Genomic DNA, 18,507 nt, shown 5'->3' with positions numbered 1-18,507 from the left:
GCTCAGGGGGCCGATCCGGATCATCAGTCGACGCTCGGCACCGGGACGGGTCGCGATCCGTTTGCCAGCGACTGCGCGCCCATGACGCCGACGAGTACTGCCGCAACCGCCGGACGCACCGGAACCAGCGGCGGCGCACCGTGCTCGATCGTCGCGCGGAACGCAGTGAGTATCAGCGCCGTTCCCTCGGCGCGCCGTTCGACCTCATCGCCCGCCAGGAACAGCGGCGGCGGTGTTCGCTCGTCGTCGCGGATTTCTCCGTCGTCGCTCGCCCACCCCTCGGTTCGAACCCGGACCGACCAGGCCCGCTCACCCGGGCCACGTCCGGACTCGACCAGCCCGCGGCTGCCCCGCACCGACACCCAACTCCAGTGGCTGTCCGCTTCGCCCTGCAGGAATCCGTGCCGGGTCACAGCCAGCGCGCCCGTGGACAGCCGGACCACCATGACCACCGCGGCCCGTCGGTTCGTCTCGTCCACGGTGAATGCGGTGACCTCCACGGGTCGCGCCCCGGTGATCGCCAGCACCGGCGACATCGTGTGGGTGCAGTACGCGGTGGGTGCGATGCGCCCCCTCCAGTGCGCTGGGTCCCCGATCAGCGCGTCCACCATCTCCGGCGACATGCCGTGCAGGTAGTCCGCCTCGATCAGCTCGACCCTGCCCACCTCGCCGCGGGCGACCACCTCCCGGATCGCGCGCACGTGTGGGTGGGCGACGTAGTTCTCCGCCAGTGAGTAGGTCGCGGCCGACCCGTCGACAGCCTCGATGAGCCGGCGTCCCTCCTCCACGGTGGTGCACGCCGCGGACTCGGACAGCACGTGCACACCCTGTTCGAGGAACTCCATCGCCGGCGGCGCGTGCGCGTCGAAGTCGTTCGCCAACACCACGCCGTCGAGGTCGAGTTCGAGCAGGTCCTCCCACCGGTCGGTGAGATTCGCGCCGGGCAAGCGGCCCGCCGCGGCGGCGCGGGTCTCCGGGTCGCGATCACAGCCGGCCACCACCTGCAGCCCGACGCGCTGCGCCCAGTCCGCCAGGTAGAGGCCCATCTTGAGACCCACGACGCCCAATCGCAGGCCGCTCGACACCGTCACCGGATCCGCCCCGTCCCCCGCTGCGACATGCGTGGCGGACCAGGGTGCCAGGTTCACCGTCCTCCGCAAGCTGGCTCGGAGCGCGCACCGAAAGCCGTTTGCGACGATTACGTAAATTCGTAATATTGGCGCCATGGAGTTCGACACCGAGGCGCTACGGGATCTTGATGCCCGCTTGCGGGCCGTCGAAGCGCGCCTCGACGGCGAACCAGCGGACCGTCGGGCGGTGAGCGCAGACGCCCAGACGTTCTGGGTGCTCGAGGGCCTGCGAGCGCGACTCGCAGGTTCTGACGGTGGCGAGGTGGTGTTCGCCGGCGAGGTCGAGACAGCCGCAGGGTCAGCGAGCTGGCAGTACGGGCACCCGACCGAAGCCCTGCTCGATCTCGACGAGGGTGCCGCGGACAGTGCGGCGGCACGCCTGTCCGCGCTCGGGCATCCGGTGCGCCTGCAGCTGCTGCTCGCCGTGCTGCGCGGCCACACGAGCCCAGCAGCTCTCGCCGAGCTCGACGGCATGGGGACGACCGGGCAGGTCTATCACCACGTCCGCATCCTGACCGCTACCGGCTGGTTGCGCTCCGCCGGGCGCGGACAGATCCACGTCCCGGTCGAGCGGGTCGTGCCGCTGCTCGTCGCTGTCGCAACGGCCCTATGACACGCACCGCAAGAACCGCACCACCAGGGGGAGGAAGCACCGTGACCAGCTCATCAACCATCGCCCCACACGCCCCGCCGCCATCCCGGCCCCGCGCCGGAGGAACCGTTGTCGTGGTGGTGGTGTGTGCCGCGCTGGCCCTTGCGGTCGGGCTCGTGGCGCGGCCCGCGCCGAGCCGGCTCCCCGACCACCACGTCGGGGACGCGGCGCTCGCGACGCTGGCCCGTGAGGTCGTCGGCGAAGGGCAGCCGGCGCTCGCCGTCGCCGCCGTCACCAGGGACGGCACGCGCACCGTGGCAATCGGCGCCGGTCTCGACGACCGATTCGAGATCGGATCGATCAGCAAGGGGCTGACGGGTCTGCTGTTCGCGGAGATGATCGGCCGCGGCGAGGTCACGGCCGCCACACGGCTCGGCGATCTCGTCCCGGTCGACGGACCGATCGCCGAGGTGACCCTCGCCCAGCTCGCCACGCACCACTCGGGCCTGCCGAGACAGCCACCCACCGTCGCGCAGTTTCTTCGGGGCTACTGGAGCGGGCTCTCGGCCGGGGACCCGCACATCGCGACGCTCACGCAGCTCCTCGCCGAACTCGCCGACGTCCACCCCGACGCCCCGCCGGCCACGTACTCCAACGTCGGTTTCGAACTGCTGGGCGCCGCGCTCGCCGCGGCCGGCGGGGCGCCCTATCCGCAGCTGCTGGCCGAGCGGGTGCTCATCCCGCTCGGAATGGCCGACACCATCGTCCCCGTCTCCGCCGCTGAGCTGGGCCCCCGCGACCTGCTGGGCGAGGCCCGAGGCGGCCGCCGTGCCGACCCGTGGCTCGGCGAGGCGATGGGCCCCGCGGGCACCGGCAGGGCCGACATCACCGACATGGCCGTTCTCGCCCGAGCGCTGCTCGACGGCAGCGCGCCCGGTATCGACGCCCTCACGTCTCGCAGCACCTTCGACGAGGAGGACAGCATCGGATGGGCCTGGTTCACGAGGGCCGTCCCTGCGACCGGGACCACGGTCGTCTGGCACAACGGGAGCACCGGCGGGTTCTCCTCATTTCTCGGGATCGACCGGGATGCGGGCACCGCCGTCGTCGTGCTGGCCGCCGCTGGGGAACCGGCCGACCGGATCACAGCGACGGGGTTCACCCTGCTCGAACGCATCGGAGGTGAGGCATGATCGCGGCGCTGGAAATCGGGCTGTGGTTGTTCGCGGTGATGATGACCGGCAACCAGGTGCTGCGGGCGTGGTCCCGAGGGGCCTTCGCGGCCCCCAGCAGGTTCGTGCTGGTCAGCTCCACCGTGGACGCCGTCGTGGCGCTGGCGTTCGTGCGTGCCGTCATCCCGCCGCCGGGCCTGCTGTCCTGGGCCTGGGTGATCGCGGCGGTCGCTGTCGGGATCGGGATCGCCGGAGTGATCCTGCGCTGGCCCACGCTGGGCTGGGGCGCCCCGACCTCAGGTACCTCGCGGCCCACCATGCGAGCGGTCCTCACCGCCATCTACGCGGCCGTCGGCGCCGGCATGGTCGTTGTGCTCGCCTGACCCGACCAGGGCTACGGCGGCGGCGGTGCGGTGCTCCGGCGCACCACGAGCCGGTTGGGGACGATCGTGAAGCCGTGCTCGGGCTCGTCCGTGCGGATCTGGCGCAGGACGCCTTGTACGCACTGGCGGCCGACCTCGGCGAAATCCTGATGCACCGTCGTCAGCGGCGGGAAGAACGACGCCGAATGCGGAATGTCGTCGAATCCGACGACGCTGACGTCACCGGGCACGGCACGGTCCCGTTCGTGCATCGCGCGGAGCACGCCCAGCGCCATCTCGTCGTTCGCCGCGAACACCGCCGTGCAATCCGCTTCATCGGCGAGGCGGAGCCCCGCGCGGTATCCGGACTCGGGGGTCCAGTCGCCGCGAACCACCGGGGGTACGTCCAGCCCAGCGGCACGGAGGGTCGCCTCCCAGGACTCCTCGCGGCGCTGCGCGGCGAAGGACGCAGCCGGACCGGCGACATGCCAGACCGTGCGATGACCGAGGTCCAGGAGGTGCTGAACGGCCGCACGTGCTCCGCCCGTCTGGTCGGTGTCGACAACGCTGTATCTGGCACCCGCGTCGTGGTCGCCGACGACCACGGGCATTCCCCGCGGCAGGTCGATGGCGGCGCTGTCGAGGAGGTGCATCTCCATGACGATGATCACCGCGTCGACCGCCAGCTCGCCGAGGCGGGTGACGGCACCGCGGAGGCTGCCCTGCGTAGGCACCGCGACAGGCAGCAACGTGATCGCGTATCCGGCTTCGGCCGCGGACGTGGCGATGCCCTCCAGGGTGCGCGTGCTACCCGTGGTGGACAAGGAGAAGACGATGACACCGATCGTGCGGAACTCCCCGCGCTTGAGGGCGCGGGCCGCGCTGTTCGGCCGGTAGCCGAGTTCGGCCATGGCCGCCAGCACCGTGTCCCGAGTCGACTCGACGACGCCGGGGAAACCGTTCGAGACGCGGGAGACGGTCTGGGCGGACACCCCGGCGCGGCGGGCGACGTCGGCTATCGACACCCGCCGCCCCCGCCGCGCGCGCGGCACGGCCGCGGCGCCGTCCACCACCGTCAGCTCGCCGTCGTCCATGCTCGGAATTCTCGCCCCTCCGCTCCTCGGACGATGTCACCGCCGTATCGCGAGCGGCAACAGCCGTAGCGAGAAGGTGGCGGGGGCGGGCATCAGCAGGTGTTCCGGCGCCGGGCCCGGTCCGCACGATGCCGACCCGAGCCCGCTCTGCCCGACGTCGAGGTTCACCCACAGCCGGTCACCCGCAGCCAGCTCGTACGGGTGCGCGGCCGCGCCGAGCTGCTCGCTGGTCCATCGCCGGGCGGTGAGGTCGATCGTCGGCAGGCCCTCCACCCGCAGCCCGCCGTCCGGGCCGGTCAGCTCGGCCCAGCGCGCCCCGCGCCGGTTGCCGTTCTCCTGCGGGTGCACATACGGCGTCTGTAGTTCGGCCACGCTTGCCCGGAACCGGCCGACCCGCACCGCAGAGCCGCTGTCGGCGTAGGACTCCCCCGGGCCCGTGCCGAACCAGGTGACGGTGTCGATCGCGGCAGGCAGGCCGGTGCGCAGGCCCAGCCGCGGCAACGGCACCTCCCACGGCCCGTGCGGCTCGACGGTGACGTCCAGGCGCACGGCCGTCTCGGGCTTCTCGCCGTCCGCGGTCCACCGGTACCGGACCCGCATCGCCACGTCCGTCGCGGCCGCCCCGACCCAGGTGGTGACGACGAGTGCGCCGTCGGCAAGCCGGACGTCGTCGACGCGGTGCTCCAGGCGGTCGAGGCCGATGGCCTGCCACTGCGCGAGCAGCGAGGCACCTTGGCCCGCCGCGGCTCGCTGCGGATGGCCGCGGTCGTTGTCGGTGGGCGCCCGCCACAGGTCCAGGCGGAGCCCGTCGACAGGCAGGTCTCCGATCCGGCGCAGTGCACCGTCGGCATCGAGCTCGGCGGGCCCGACGAGGTTCCTTCCACTGTGGACGGTGGCCGGCCACCGCGCGGGCGCACCGACCGGGGGCACCGGCCCGGCGGGCGTGACGAGCAGCTGGCCCTGGCCGACGACATGCCCGGCAGGCGCCCACGGTTCGTCGGCGGCGAGCTCCGCCCGGACGGTCAGCCAGCTCTCCCCCGTGGTGAGCGGCAGCTCCGGAACCTCCAGCACGACGGTCTCCCCCGGATCGAGCCGAGGTGTGGGCAGCTCGCCCTTGGCGATCTCCGCTCCCTCGCTCTCCAGCGCCCAGCGCAGGGTCACGTGCGTGAGATCGCGGACGTCGTACCGGTTGGTGACGACGATGCCCGAGCCGGACGCGGCGGCGATCCGGACCGGGGCGATCACGGCGGCCAGCTCCAGCAACCCGGGCGAGGGCGTGCGGTCGGGGAACAGCAGCCCGTCGGCGATGAAGGTGCCGTCGTGCAGGCGTTCGCCGAAATCGCCGCCGTAGCCGAAGAACTCGGTGCCGTCAGCGGTGCGGGTGCGCAGCCCGTGGTCGAGCCACTCCCACACGAACCCACCTTGGCAACGCGGGTAGCGCTCGAACAGCGCCTGGTACTCGGCGAGGCCACCCGGCCCGTTGCCCATGGCGTGTGCGTACTCGCACAGCACGAACGGCAACGTGCGCCTGCGGGCGTCGGCGGCCGGATCCGGATGCGGTTCCTCGGCACGGCGCCCGATCTGCTCCACTTCGGACGGTGAGGCGTACATCCGGCTGTACACGTCGGAGTTCATGGCCGAGCGGTCGTGCTCGTAATGCAGCGGGCGGGAGGGGTCGATCGTCCGGATCTCCGCGGCCATCGCCGCGAGGTTGACCCCGCTGCCCGCCTCGTTGCCCAGCGACCACATCACCACCGAGGGGTGGTTGCGGTCGCGGTACACGGTGCGCCGGGCGCGGTCCAGGTACGCCGCGCGCCAACGGGGGTCGTCCGACGGGTTGTTCCGCCACTCGACCAGGAAGAACCCGTGGGTCTCGAGATCGCACTCGTCCACCACGTAGAGGCCGTACTCGTCGCACAGTTCGAGGAAACGTGGATGCGGTGGATAGTGGCTGGTCCGCACCGCGTTGACACCGTGGCGTTTCATCAGGAGGACGTCGGCGAGCATGGTGGCCTCGTCCACGGCGCGGCCGGTGTCGGGGTGGAACTCATGCCGGTTGACCCCCCGGAACAGCAGCCTCCGGCCGTTGACGCGCAGCTCGCCGGCCTCGATCGCAACAGTGCGGAAGCCGATCCGCAACCGCACCCGCTCCGTGGCCGTCGCGAGCTCACCGTCGTAGAGCCGAGGCACCTCGGCCGACCACGGCTCCACGTCCGTCAGCGTGACCTGCTCGCCCGCCGGCACGTCGACGCCCAGTTCGGGCACGCGCAACCGCGCCGCAGCTCCGCCGCCGGTGACCGCGTCCACGCGGAGCTCGCCCGTGCCCGTCGCGGAGTCGAATCCGGCGTGCACGGCCACGTCCGTGATCCCGCCCTCGGGTCGGGCGAGCAGGGCGGTCTCGCGGAAGATCCCGGACAGCCACCACATGTCCTGGTCCTCGAGATAGCTACCGGCCGACCACTGCTGGACCCGCACCGCGAGCAGGTTCCGGCCCGGCCGCACCACCGCGGACACGTCGAACTCCACCGGCAACCTGCTCCCGGTGGACCAGCCCACCTCGGTGCCGTTGACCCACACCTGCGCCCGCGAGTCCACGCCCTCGAATCGCAGCTCCGTGGTGCCGGCCGGCCAGTCGGCGGGCAGCTCGACCCGGCGCCTGTACTCGCCCGTCGGGTTCTCCAGCGGCACCCGCGGCGGATCGACGGGAAAGGGGTAGGCGACGTTGGTGTAGGCCGGGCTGCCGTGGCCGTGGAGCTGCCAGTGCGCGGGCACCGGCAGGTCCGTCCAGCTGCTGTCGCTGCCGTCATCTGCCGGGTCGACGCCCGTGTCGGCGCGCGGGAACAGCCGGAACCGCCACGACCCGCAGAGGTCCAGCCGGGGTGCGTCGGAGCGCAACCAGGCACGTGGTTCCAGCGCGTGCGCCGAGGGTTCGTACGCGTCCGACGTCATCGGCGTGTTTCCCTTCAGCGGGTCGTCCACGACCCGATCTCCGGTTCGGCGACAGGTGTGCCGTCAGGCACGGGGGATGCAGAAGTCGAAGTCGCAGCCACGGTCGGCCCCCGTGACGTGCTCGTGGAACAACTTGCGGTATCCGGTCATCGGGCCCGGTTGGGGCACAGGCAGCTCCGCCCGGCGGCGGGCCAGCTCCGCGTCGTCGACGAGCAGGTCGAGGCTCGCCTCGCTGACCGACAGCCGGATCCGGTCCCCCGTCCTGACCAGCGCGAGCGGGCCGCCGATCGCGGCCTCAGGCGTGACGTGCAGGACGATCGTGCCGTACGCGGTGCCACTCATTCGCGCATCGGAGATGCGGACCATGTCGCGCACGCCTTTGCGCGCCAGCTTGGCGGGAATGGGCAGGTAACCGGCCTCGGGCATCCCCGCTCCGCGCGGACCGGCGTTCTGCAGTACGAGAACGTCCGACTCCGTCACGTCGAGGTCCGGGTCATCGACTCGTTCCGCGAGGTCCTCCAGCGAGCGGAACACCACTGCTCGTCCCGTGGTCTCGAACAGCGCCGGATCCGCGGCGGACCGCTTGATCAGCGCGCCGTTGGGCGCCAGCGACCCGCGCAACCACACCAGCCCGCCCTTGTCCCGGCTCGGTTCCGCGGCCGTCCGTACGACGCTTCGGTCGACCCAGTCGGGCCCCTCCCCCAGCACGTCGCCGAGGGTGGCGCCGGTGACGGTGAGCGCGGACAGGTCCAGCAGGTCCCGCAGCTCGTGCAGCACGGCCGGGAGTCCACCGGAGGCGTGCAGGTCCTCCATGTAGTGCGCGCCCGTCGGCTTGAGCTCGACGAGCACGGGCGTCGTCTCGCTGAGCGCGTTCAGCTCGTCCGGATCGATCGGGATTCCCAGCCGCCCCGCCATCGCCGTCAGGTGGACCAAGGCGTTGGTCGAGCCGCCGATCGCGAGCAGCACCCGCAGCGCGTTGCGGACCGACGCCGGGGTGACCACCTGGTCCGGCGTGCGCCCTGCTGCGGCGATCTCGACGGCGGCCGTGCCGGTCGCCTCCGCGATCCGCAGCCGGTCGGAGTGCACGGCAGGTGCGGTGGCGCTGCCCGGCAGCGCCATCCCCAGTGCCTCGACGACGCACGCCATCGTGCTGGCCGTGCCCATCACCGCGCACGTGCCCGCCGTGGTGGCGAGGTTCCGTTCGACCTCCGCGATCTCCTCGGCGCTGACGTCGCCACCGCGGTAGTTCGCCCAGAACCGGCGGCAGTCGGTGCAGGCGCCGAGGCGTTCCCCGTGGTAGCGCCCGGTCGACATGGGCCCGGTCACGAGCTGGACGGCCGGTCGCCCGGCGGAGAACGCACCCATCAGCTGCGCCGGGACGGTCTTGTCGCAACCACCGACCAGGACGACGGCGTCCATGGGCTGTGCCCGCACCATCTCCTCGACGTCCATCGCCATCAGGTTGCGGAACATCATCGCCGTCGGGTTGAGGAATCCCTCCCCGAGCGACACCGTCGGGAACTGCATGGGCAGCCCGCCGGCCGCAGTCACGCCGCGCACCACCGACGCGACCAGCTCCGGCATCGCCCGGTGGCAGGGGTTGAAGTCGCTCGCCGATGTGGCGATGCCGATCACCGGGCGATCGAGCGATTCCGGCGCACGGCCCGTCGAGTGCAGGAATGTCCGGCGTAGGTAGCGGGAGAACTCCCGGTCGCCGTAGTTCGTCAGGCCGCGGTAGAGCCCGGTCTCCTCAGTCATCGCTTCCTCTCCTACGGGAGCACGGCGCCCGGGGCACGGCGCAGGTGCTCGGCGAGCAACTCGAGCATGCGCGGCGGGATCGCCCGTGCGGGCGGCCGCACCGCGTCGTGCCGGATCAGCCCGCGCAGCACCAGGCTGTGCTTGCGCAGCCCGAGCGCGATGCCCTGCTGGAACTCGAAGTTCACCAGCGGCAGGTAGTCGCGCCAGACCTCACGAGCGGCGCCGAACCCACCGGACCGATACGCCGCGACGCAGGCGAGCAACCCCTCCGGCACCGAGAACCCGGTCATCGCGCCCGCCGCACCGACCGCGAGCTCGTCGAGCAGACACGTGCCGCCGAGCCCGCCGAACACGGGAACCTCGACACCCGCGACGAGCTCGGCCACGGCAGGCGGGCTGGGCGAGGACTCGGACTTCACCGCCGTCACCGACGGCACCCGTCGGACCGCGTCGACCAGATCACGCGCGGCGATGGAGACACCACTGATGACCGGATAGTCCTGGACGACGATCCCCTGTCCCGTCCGGTCGGCGACCTTCGTCAGGTGCCGAGCAAGCTCGGCCGGGTCGGGGGACGCGACCTGCACCATCAGCCCGGCCAGCCGCCCGTCCACCAGATCGAGCACGTTGTCCGCCTCGGCGCAGGCCGCGTCGGTCTCGAGCGCACTGACCCCGACCACCAGCGGCAGCCGCGGGTCCGCCGCCACCACCGTCTCCACGACGGTCCGCCGCTCGTCCTGCGTGAGCCGGGCCGCCTCGCCGAACACCCCCAGCACGGTGAGCCCGGTAGCCCCGATCCGCGCGTAGTGCTGCACCTGGCGGGCGAGGGACTCGGTGTCCACGGCGGATCCGTCGGCGGTCAGCGGCGTGGCCAGCACTCCCCAGACGCCCGCAGGAAGCGGTTCCTTGCTACTGCTCACGGCCTTCCCCTCGATGTCACGGCGGTGGCGATGGTGTACGCCTCGATGCTCTCGGTGCCGCCCTCCCGGCCGTACCCCGAGAGTCCGACTCCTCCGAACGGCGACGCGGCCGAGGCGAGTGCCGTCTCGTTCACCCCGATCATGCCCACGTCCAGGCCCGCCACCGCAGCGTCGGCCCGACCGAGGTCAGTGGTGTAGACATACGCCGCCAGCCCGTACGGCACGTCGTTGGCCCGGGCGAGCCCTTCGTCCAGGGTGCCGAACCGCAGCACCGGAAGGACCGGCCCGAACGGCTCCTCGCGCAGAACGGCGGCGTCCGCGGGCACGTCGGTGAGGACCGTCGGCAGGTAGAAGAAGCCCGGCCCGTCCGGCGCGCGGCCGCCGCACCGGACGGTGGCTCCGCCGGCCGCGGCCTTCTCGACCAACTCGGCCACGGCAGCGCGCCGCCGCGCGTTGGCGAGGGGGCCGACGTCGCTGTCCGGATCGCTGCCGGGCCCGACCCGCAGCTGCGCGACCTGCCGTTCGACGGCGGCGACGAAGCGGTCGTGGACGGCATCCTGCACGAAGATCCGGCTCGGCGAGATGCAGACCTGTCCCGCGTTGCGGAACTTCGACCGCACCACCGCGGCACCAGCGCGGTCGACCGCCTCGTCGTCGAGATCGTCGAGGACCAGCACCGGGGCGTGGCCGCCGAGCTCCAGCGTGAGCGGTTGCAGCCGCCCGGCGGAGAGCCGCACGAGCTGCCGGCCCACCGGCACCGAGCCGGTCAGGCTGATCTTCGCGATCACGTCCGACTCGATCAGCCGCGCACTGACGCGGGGCGGTTCGCCGGTGATCAGGTTGACGACGCCGTCCGGCACGCCGGCGTCGGCCAATGCCGCCACCAGCGCCATCGCGGTGCGTGGTGCCTCCACCGCAGGGCACAGCACGATGCTGCAGCCGAACGCGACGGCGGGCGCGAGCTTGCGCGCGGGCAGCGACGCCGGGAAGTTCCAGGCCGTGAACGCGGCCACCGGGCCGACCGGCCGCCGCTCGACCCACGACCGGCGCCCCGGCTCGGTTGCGAGCACCCGCCCGTAGGCGCGCACGGCCTCGCCGGCGAACCAACTGAACTGCTCGGCCGACTGGCGCACCTCGGCCCTGGACTCGTCGAGCGGCTTGCCCTGCTCCTGGGTGAGGACGGCGGCGATCTCCTCCGTGCGCTCCAGCAACAACGATGCGGCACGGGCGAGCGCCTCGGAGCGCTGGGTAGGGGACGCACGCCGCCAGGTGTCGAACCCCGAGGCCGCCGCAGCGAGGACGGCGTCGACGTCGGCGTCGGATGCGTCCGGCACCGTGGCCACGACCTGCTCGGTGGCCGGGTCGACGACGTCGATCGTGCGGCCGTCCGACGCGTCCCGCCATTCACCCCCGATGAACAGCTGGTCGGGCACGTCAGGCGCCCTCTTCGGGGATCAGCACCAGCAGGCTGAGCGAGGGCAGCGGAAGCTGCACCTCCAGCGTCAGCGTGCCGCCGTCGACCGTGACACGCGCATCGTCGGCGAACCGCTCGAGACCCTGCCGGTGCGTGATCGTGGCCAACTGCTCTGCCGTCGGGTCCTGTGGGGCACCGACGCCCTGCCACACCGTGTGGCTGTTGCTGTGATCGCGGTCGATCCGCCAGTGCTGCAGCGTCCATGCACCCGGCGTCAGCCCGTCGACCTGCAGGTCGACGACGGTGGGCGCGTCGTCTTCCGCGTACTGGTCGTCGGCGTGGCGCCAGACGAGCACCGCGACGCGGCCGTCGGCCGGCGACCGGCTGGCCAGCACGTCGACCTCCTCCGCGAGACCGGCGCCGACGACGGTCAGATCGTCCACGACTACGGCAGCGTCCGATGTGGCCCCGATCCGCCGATCACCGAGCTGGGCGAACACCCGGTAGGCGTTCATCAGTGGCTTCTCGATCCCCGACGCCGTGACGAAGCTGCGGGTGCCCTCGAAGTAGCGCTCGCCCTCCATGAAGAAGCTCCACGTGGTCGCCTCCGCGACCTGCGCATCGTGGCGCGCGTTCAGGTCGAGGACCTTCTTCATCAGCTTCGCCTGGAACACCGGGTAGTACTCGTTGTTGCGATAGGCGAAGTTCGCGTTGTCGTAGATCCCCCAGTGCGCGGGCACCGACGCGTCGCATTCGTCCACGATCGCGGGCAGCCCGGTGTAGGCCGGGAACTCCTCCATCACCGCGAGCATGCGATCGATCTCCCGCAGCATCTTCGCCATGGACGGCGACTGCTTCGTCGGTGCCGGCGCGCCGATCGGCGCATAGGTGCGCCACGGCGAGAATGCCGCTCCCTTGGTGTGGAACGAGACGAAGTCCAGCGGCAGGTCCCGCTCGGAGCACGCGGTCAGGAAGCCACGCAGGAACGTGACCCCCTTGTCGCCGCCGGTCACCGTTGGCCCGCCGACGCGCGCGGTGGGCAGCACGCTCCGGATCGCCTTCGCGGCCACCTCGTACAGGTCGTGGAACTCCTCGGGGGTGCCGCGCCAGTAGGAGATGTCGGGCTCGTTCCACAGCTCCCACAGCCAGTGCGACATCTCCTCCTCGCCGTACCGGTCCAGGCAGTGCTGCGCCAGCGCCGCCACGAGCCCGCCCCACTTCGCGTAGTCCTTCGGCGGGTAGGACCACCATCCCGCCTCGTACTCGCTGTAGAGCGTCGGGCTGCTCTCGAACGCGAACTCCTCCTTCGCCCTGTCCGGCACCAGGGCGCGCGGGGTGAACGCCAGCTCGACCAGCGGGTGATGGCCGGCCCCGACGATCGTGTCGTAGGTGAGATCGGCGATCGTGAAGTCGTAGAACGGGTTGCCGTCCGCGTCCTCGTGGTAGACGTTCCCGCTCCCCCAGTGCGGGAGACCGAGGCCCGTGCCGCTGTTGAAGATGTAGTGCGGGCGGACGTGGTAGGGCTTCTCGGCGAAACCCCCGATCGTCCCCAGCGTCCGGCGGCCCTGCGGGGTGTAGGTCCAGTTGATCTCGTCGTAGCCGAGGCTCGCCCACGGACGGTCCAGCACGCCGCGGTCGTCACCTGCGTCGACCGTCACCCGGGCCGTACGCACGTGCGGCGCGTCCGGATCGGAAGGCGTGTAGGGCACGGCCTGGACGCCGCTGCCCGAGCTGTTCTTCTCGGCGGCAGGATCGGCGGCCCCGTTGTCGGAACCGTCCGTGTCGATCTGCTGCAGATCGGAGGTCATCTCAACCCTTCAGTCCTGTACTGCTGATTCCTTCGATGATGAAGCGCTGTGCGAAGAGGAAGACCAGGAGCGGCGGCGTGATCGCCAGGATCGTCGAGGCCATCACCACGCCGTAGTCGATGTCGCCATACGCCGACCGGAAGGTCACAAGGGCGAGCGGGAGGGTCTGCATAGCGGGCGAGCTGGTGGAGATCAGCGGCCAGAGGAAGTCGTTCCAGGCGCCGAGGAAAACGAGGATGCCGAGCGTCGCCATGGCCGGGCGGATCAGCGGCACCACGATGTAGCGGTATGTCTGCCACGGGTTCGCGCCGTCGATCCGGGCGGCGTCGGTGAGGTCGTCGGGCAGGTTCACGATGAACTGCCGGATCAGCACCACACCGAGCAGCGACACGATGTGCGGCAGCGCAAGCGCGCCGTAGGTGTTGAGCAGACCGAGCTGGTTGAACTGCTGGAACAGTGGGACCAGCACCACCTCGTTCGGGATCAGCATCGTCACCAGGAGCAGCCCGAAGACCACGCCGTTGCCACGGAACGGCAGCCTCGCCAGCGCGTAGCCGGCCATCGAGCAGACCAGCAGCGCCAGCACGGTCGAACTGACCGCCACCACCGCGCTGTTGAAGAACGCGACGAAGATGTTCACCGCGCGCCCGCCCGGGTCGACGAGCATTCCCCAGTTGTCGAGGGTGGGGCTCTGCGGCACCAGCCGGTTGCCGTCGTCGTCGGCCGCCTCGAACGAGGAGGACAGGGCCCACAGCAGCGGAAGCGCCCACAGCACAGCCACCACGAGTGCGGCGCCCGTGGCGATCCACCGGGCACGACGCCGGGCGGCGGGTGGCACCTGCCCCCGGCCTGCTGCGGAAGCCGGGCGCGTCATGCTCGCGGTGTCAGCCATTGCCCGAGCTCCTCCGGGTCAGGATCTGCTGGACGATCGCGACCACGAGGATCACGAGTGCGAGCGTCCATCCGATGGCGGCGGCGTATCCGGTGCGGAAGTCACGGAAGCCCGTCTCGTAGAGCATCTGCAGCACCACACGGGTGCTGCCGCTCGGCCCGCCCTCGGTGAGCAGGTAGACCTGCTCGAACACCTTGAACGAGTCGATCAACCTGAGCAGGATCACGAGGCCGAGCACCGGCGCGATGCCGGGCAGCGTGACGTAGCGGAACTGCTGCCACGGGTTCGCCCCGTCGATCCGGGCCGCCTCGTACAGCTGCTTGGGGATGTCCTGCAGCGCGGCGAGCAGGATCAGCAGCGGGAACCCGACCCGCCACCACAGTGTCAGCAGCACGACCCCGCCCATCGCCTCACCTGGCTGGGAGAGCCACTGCTGTGCGGGCAACCCGATCGCCTGCAGCACGGTGTTGAGCGAGCCGTTGACGGGGTTGAGCACGAGATTCCAGATCAGGGCCACAGCAGCGCCGGGCAGCAGATAGGGCGACACGAACGCAGCCCGGATGGCGTTTCGCCCACCGAGGTCGCGGTTCAGGAGCAGCGCGAGCACCAGCCCGGCCGCCACGAGCACCGGCACGTTCAGCACGACGAAGAGCAGCGTGTGGCCGAACGCGGCGTGGAAGTCGGAGTCGCCGAGCAACGTCACGTAGTTGTTCAGTCCGACGAACCCGCCGGTGCCCTCGGCCACGTTGACGTCCGTGGCGCTGAGGTACAGACCGTGCACCACCGGCACCGCCCACAGCAGCAGGTAGAGCGCGGCGAACGGCGTCAGGAACAGAACGGCGGCTCGCCACGGACGCCTGCGCCGATTCCTGTGGGTCCGCGCACCGGTCCCGTCTCGAGTGGTTGCGCCGATCCCGGTGGTGACGGCACTCATGACGGCTCCTTCATCGTCTCGGTCGCCCGGGCCGTCGCGGCGCGGAGTTCTGATGCCACGTCTGCGCGCTGGTAGACGATGTTGTCCATCGCGTCGTTGAGGTACTGGTAGGCCTGGTTCCAGCGGTAGGCATACGGCGCGAAATGCGCGTACTTCGCCTGGTCGATGAAGAGGCTCATCTTGCGGACGACCGGGTCCGTGCTCGCGGCGATCGGTGCCGCGGCCGCCGTGCTGGCCGGCGCCTGCGCACCCGCCCAGTCGACGCTGCCCTCGCGGAACAGCCAGCTGATGAACTTCTGCGCCTGGTCCCGGACCCAGTCGTCGTTCGTGCGCTGGATCGGGATGGTGTAGATGTGCGAGGTCGCGATCATGGCCCGCGGCCCGTCGAAGAACTGCGGCAGCGGTGCGACGTCGAGCTCCATGCCGGTCTCGGCGTTCGTCTCCAGCAACTGCTGGAGCCCCCAGGGATAGGTGCAGACCATCCCGACCTGCTGGGCGCGGAACATCTGCCCGACCTGGAGCCCGTCCACGAGCTGCTGCGGCGACACCTGGTAGCGGTGCACGAGGTCCTGCTCCAACTGCGCCGCCGCGATGCCCGCGTCGCTGTCGAACATCGCGCGGCTCTCGGCGTCGATCAGGTCGCCGCCGCCTTGCCAGTTCATGCTCTGCCAGGGCATGTACGTGCCGGTCTCCCGGACGAAACCCCATGGTCCGGACGCCTTCAGCGCCTGTGCGGCCGCGAGGAACTCCTCACCCGTGGCGGGCGGGCGGGCGGGATCGAGACCGGCCTTCGCGAACAGCTGCCGGTTGTACCCGAGCGCCTGCGGCCCCGTGCTCATGGTGACGCCGTACAGCTCACCGTCGATCTCCGCGAGCTCTCTCGTACCGTCGACGAAGTCGGATTCGGCGAGCCCCAGATCCCCGAGCCGGATCGTGTGGAGGAAGCGCCGCAGCGGTTGGATCTCATAGCTGTGCAGCGCCACGATCGCGGGCGGTGCCCCGGCCAGCGCGGCCGTGAGGACCTTCGTCAGGTAGTCCCCGCCGTAGGCCGGCGCGCTGAACCGGACGAACACCTCGTCCTGCGATGAGTTGTACCGATCGACGATGGACTGCATCAGGTCGCCGTCGCCACCGGTGTAGAACGTGACGAACTCCAGAACCCGACCGCCTCCGCGAGTGGTCTCGTCGAATGGTGAGGAGCAGGCGCCGAGCGCGACACTCGCGGCGCTCCCGGCCGCAAGCGCCAGCAGCCGGCGCCGGGACAACGTGGGCAGCATCAGTCTCCCTCGGACATCGATGTCGTGGGCTTGTACTGGGCTGTGATCCCCGAGCTCACCGGGTCAGCCGGCGGCCGAGCTTCCGTGAACGAGATACGGCTGATCCGACAGGTCAGCGGCGAGGAAGGGGGCTGCGGTCATCGATACCGGGCGGGTGGATCTCCACCGGTGGAACGGCCGTGGCGATCGGAACGGACTTCGACCATGTGGGCGCCCAGCACGCGCTGCTCGTCTCGCCCTCCGCGAGCGGACCGAGCGGAACCTGGGCACGGAGCTCATCGACCAACCGATCACGCATCCCCCTCGACACGTTGTTAGCGCTCACAATGTTAGCGTTAACAAGGTTTGTCAACCGGGAGCGCCGACAACTGTTGATCGTTAGCGGCCGCCAAAGGGTGGAACGGACGATCACGAGAACCTGTGGACAACCGCGTTGTCGCAGCCAGCTGCGCATCGTCGCAGCAGGCCGGCGCGTTGCGAGGTCACCCCACGTGCTGCGAGGTGCGACGGATGATCGTAGTGCTCAGGCCGGGAGCGCGGTGCGTCGGATCGGGGAGCGAACCGTCGCCGCTGTCAGGGCCGCGGCGATCGCATCTCTCGACGCCTGCCTGCCGCTGGGGCCCTGCCCGCGCGGCTGATCGACACCTCAGGCTCGCCGTCGATCATGAATGTCTCGACGGGACACTGGAGGGATAGGCCCGTGCTCTGCGGTCGCGCCAGGCGCGACGTGCCAGGGCTGGAACTGACACGGCGAGGGAACCGGGGTCGAAGACCCGGACCCTCGCCGCACTTGGGTTGAGATCAGTTGTCGGTCGCGAACGGGTTCGCAACCTTCTTGCGCGGCCGGCGCTTGGGCTTGGCGTCGGCCTCGACTCCGACCGCGTCGGCGGTGGAAAGGGCTGCTGTCGCGCCCCGGCTCTCGTAGGCCTGGATCACCGCGGCGGAGATACGACCGCGCGCCGAAACCTGGTGGCCATGAGCAGCAGCCCACTCACGAATTGCGGCGGTGTCGTCCCGTCGGGGTGACGAGGCACCCGTGCCGCGCTGGCGGCGAATGGTGCTGCCACCGGCACGACGGGCTGCCCCGGCGAACGGAGCCAGAATGCCCCGCAGCTCCGCAGCGCGTTTCGCGCTCAGGTCGATCTCGAAGTTCTTGCCGTCGAGGGCGAAGGAGACCGACTCGTCAGCCTCGCCACCATCCAGGTCGTCGACGAGCCGTACACGCGTGACGCTTGCCATCTTTCACTTCCATCCATCAAGCCTTCAAGGGTCACGCAATTCTCCACGACAGTCGGAGAATGTCAAATCACCCGAGGATGTGGACGCCCCGGGTTCCCCCCTCGGCGTGAATAATTACCGTCGGTGGCCGGGCAGTGCTCCAGAAACGAGCAGCAACAGCCCGGCGGCCACCGCTGGCACGGGAATCACTGCAGCCCACACGCGGTATGCCCAACTGCGGCCGAGCAGCAGCAGACCCCCAGGTAGCCGGCCCGAGCTACCGCTCGGTCCCGCTCTTCTCCTCGGAGAAGGTCGGGTCGTCGCCGGGGTCGAAAATTGATTCGATCGGGTGCTCGAAGAGCCGTGCGATGCGGAAGGCGAGAGGCAGGCTGGGGTCGTAACGGCCGGTTTCCAACGCATTGACGGTCTGCCGGGAGACCCCGAGCCGATCAGCCAACGCGCCCTGGCTCCAGCCACGATCCCCTCGCAGCGCCCTGAGCCGGTTCCTCACTGCCGCCCCGCCCGCTGAGTGAGGACACCGCCGGCGACAGCCCAGCCGAGCATTCCCGCGCCGTAGACGACCCAACATCCCGTGGCCAACGGAAACGGCGGCTCCAGGCCTGCGAAGCCGAGAAAGCCCCCCGTCACCGCAACGACCATCGCGACCAGAAAGCCGACGCTGAGAGCTTGGAACGTCAGCAGCCGTTGGAATTCGTCGATCCTGTGCAGGTGACGCACGACGGCGCGCACCACCCACACCGCCGGTAGCACCGGAAACAGTGCCCAGAGGAAGCGCCACGGACTCTCGCCATCGAGCTGACCGAACACGAGCACCACGGCGAGCACCGCGCCATAACCGACTATCCCCGGCCAGAAATCACGGTGGTATGCCCGCGCCCGGATTCGATCACCGACGCTTCCGGCGGAACTGTCAAGGTCGCTTGTCATGCACTGAGGATCGACCCGCCGCGCCTCAATGTCAAGCGT

General features: G+C 70.6%; 16 protein-coding genes. 3 read left to right on the top strand and 13 right to left on the bottom strand.

From position 1 onward, the window contains the following. Window positions 1-23 precede the first annotated feature (23 nt). Window positions 24-1,148, bottom strand: coding sequence for a Gfo/Idh/MocA family protein (locus ABD743_RS19505; protein ID WP_344723543.1), 1,125 nt, complete (start codon window positions 1,146-1,148; stop codon window positions 24-26). Window positions 1,149-1,224: 76 nt separating this feature from the next. Here ABD743_RS19505 and ABD743_RS19500 point away from each other — a divergent pair, with 76 nt between their 5' ends. The 3 genes from ABD743_RS19500 to ABD743_RS19490 are packed head-to-tail and all read left to right on the top strand — an operon-like array spanning window position 1,225 to window position 3,277. Beyond that, window positions 1,225-1,743: an ArsR/SmtB family transcription factor gene (locus tag ABD743_RS19500; protein ID WP_344723542.1), complete on the top strand. Its 519-nt coding sequence runs from the start codon at window positions 1,225-1,227 to the stop codon at window positions 1,741-1,743. 41 nt (window positions 1,744-1,784) lie between these two features. After that, window positions 1,785-2,915, top strand: coding sequence for a serine hydrolase domain-containing protein (locus ABD743_RS19495; RefSeq protein WP_344723541.1), 1,131 nt, complete (start codon window positions 1,785-1,787; stop codon window positions 2,913-2,915). Continuing rightward, window positions 2,912-3,277 (top strand): hypothetical protein, encoded by a 366-nt coding sequence (locus ABD743_RS19490; RefSeq protein WP_344723540.1) that lies wholly within the window; start codon window positions 2,912-2,914, stop codon window positions 3,275-3,277. Before ABD743_RS19495 ends, ABD743_RS19490 begins: the two co-directional genes overlap by 4 nt. A gap of 11 nt (window positions 3,278-3,288) precedes the next feature. Here the strand turns inward: ABD743_RS19490 and ABD743_RS19485 are convergent, their stop codons facing one another. The 12 genes from ABD743_RS19485 to ABD743_RS19430 form a co-directional block, all read right to left on the bottom strand. Continuing rightward, on the bottom strand, window positions 3,289-4,350 hold the full coding sequence (locus ABD743_RS19485; RefSeq protein WP_344723539.1) for a LacI family DNA-binding transcriptional regulator: 1,062 nt from the start codon (window positions 4,348-4,350) through the stop codon (window positions 3,289-3,291). A 36-nt stretch (window positions 4,351-4,386) separates the two neighbouring features. Next, window positions 4,387-7,329 carry a glycoside hydrolase family 2 TIM barrel-domain containing protein gene (locus ABD743_RS19480; protein WP_344723538.1) on the bottom strand — a complete coding sequence of 981 codons (2,943 nt, stop codon included), beginning with the start codon at window positions 7,327-7,329 and terminating at the stop codon, window positions 4,387-4,389. A 33-nt stretch (window positions 7,330-7,362) separates the two neighbouring features. After that, window positions 7,363-9,057 (bottom strand): dihydroxy-acid dehydratase, encoded by a 1,695-nt coding sequence (locus ABD743_RS19475; protein ID WP_344723537.1) that lies wholly within the window; start codon window positions 9,055-9,057, stop codon window positions 7,363-7,365. 11 nt (window positions 9,058-9,068) lie between these two features. Further along, window positions 9,069-9,977: a dihydrodipicolinate synthase family protein gene (locus ABD743_RS19470; RefSeq protein WP_344723536.1), complete on the bottom strand. Its 909-nt coding sequence runs from the start codon at window positions 9,975-9,977 to the stop codon at window positions 9,069-9,071. Continuing rightward, on the bottom strand, window positions 9,974-11,410 hold the full coding sequence (locus ABD743_RS19465; RefSeq protein WP_344723535.1) for an NAD-dependent succinate-semialdehyde dehydrogenase: 1,437 nt from the start codon (window positions 11,408-11,410) through the stop codon (window positions 9,974-9,976). Before ABD743_RS19465 ends, ABD743_RS19470 begins: the two co-directional genes overlap by 4 nt. A 1-nt stretch (window position 11,411) precedes the next feature. Beyond that, a complete protein-coding gene (locus tag ABD743_RS19460) occupies window positions 11,412-13,199 on the bottom strand; it encodes a GH39 family glycosyl hydrolase (RefSeq protein ID WP_344723534.1) in 1,788 nt (595 codons plus the stop codon). A 1-nt stretch (window position 13,200) separates the two neighbouring features. Further along, window positions 13,201-14,091: a carbohydrate ABC transporter permease gene (locus tag ABD743_RS19455; RefSeq protein WP_344723533.1), complete on the bottom strand. Its 891-nt coding sequence runs from the start codon at window positions 14,089-14,091 to the stop codon at window positions 13,201-13,203. After that, complete coding sequence (locus tag ABD743_RS19450; RefSeq protein ID WP_344723532.1) at window positions 14,084-15,025, bottom strand: carbohydrate ABC transporter permease; 942 nt, start codon at window positions 15,023-15,025, stop codon at window positions 14,084-14,086. Before ABD743_RS19450 ends, ABD743_RS19455 begins: the two co-directional genes overlap by 8 nt. After that, a complete protein-coding gene (locus ABD743_RS19445) occupies window positions 15,022-16,302 on the bottom strand; it encodes an extracellular solute-binding protein (RefSeq protein ID WP_344723531.1) in 1,281 nt (426 codons plus the stop codon). Before ABD743_RS19445 ends, ABD743_RS19450 begins: the two co-directional genes overlap by 4 nt. A gap of 801 nt (window positions 16,303-17,103) precedes the next feature. After that, window positions 17,104-17,541 carry a histone-like nucleoid-structuring protein Lsr2 gene (locus tag ABD743_RS19440; RefSeq protein WP_344723530.1) on the bottom strand — a complete coding sequence of 146 codons (438 nt, stop codon included), beginning with the start codon at window positions 17,539-17,541 and terminating at the stop codon, window positions 17,104-17,106. Window positions 17,542-17,797: 256 nt separating this feature from the next. Next, window positions 17,798-18,109 carry a helix-turn-helix transcriptional regulator gene (locus ABD743_RS19435; RefSeq protein ID WP_425566947.1) on the bottom strand — a complete coding sequence of 104 codons (312 nt, stop codon included), beginning with the start codon at window positions 18,107-18,109 and terminating at the stop codon, window positions 17,798-17,800. Next, a complete protein-coding gene (locus ABD743_RS19430; RefSeq protein ID WP_344723528.1) occupies window positions 18,028-18,357 on the bottom strand; it encodes a hypothetical protein in 330 nt (109 codons plus the stop codon). The genes ABD743_RS19435 and ABD743_RS19430 overlap by 82 nt, the downstream gene beginning before the upstream one ends. Window positions 18,358-18,507: the final 150 nt, after the last annotated feature.

The organism is Pseudonocardia yunnanensis, from assembly GCF_039534065.1.
GTDB lineage: Bacteria > Actinomycetota > Actinomycetes > Mycobacteriales > Pseudonocardiaceae > Pseudonocardia > Pseudonocardia yunnanensis.
This window is presented reverse-complemented; position numbering and strand designations above follow the sequence as displayed.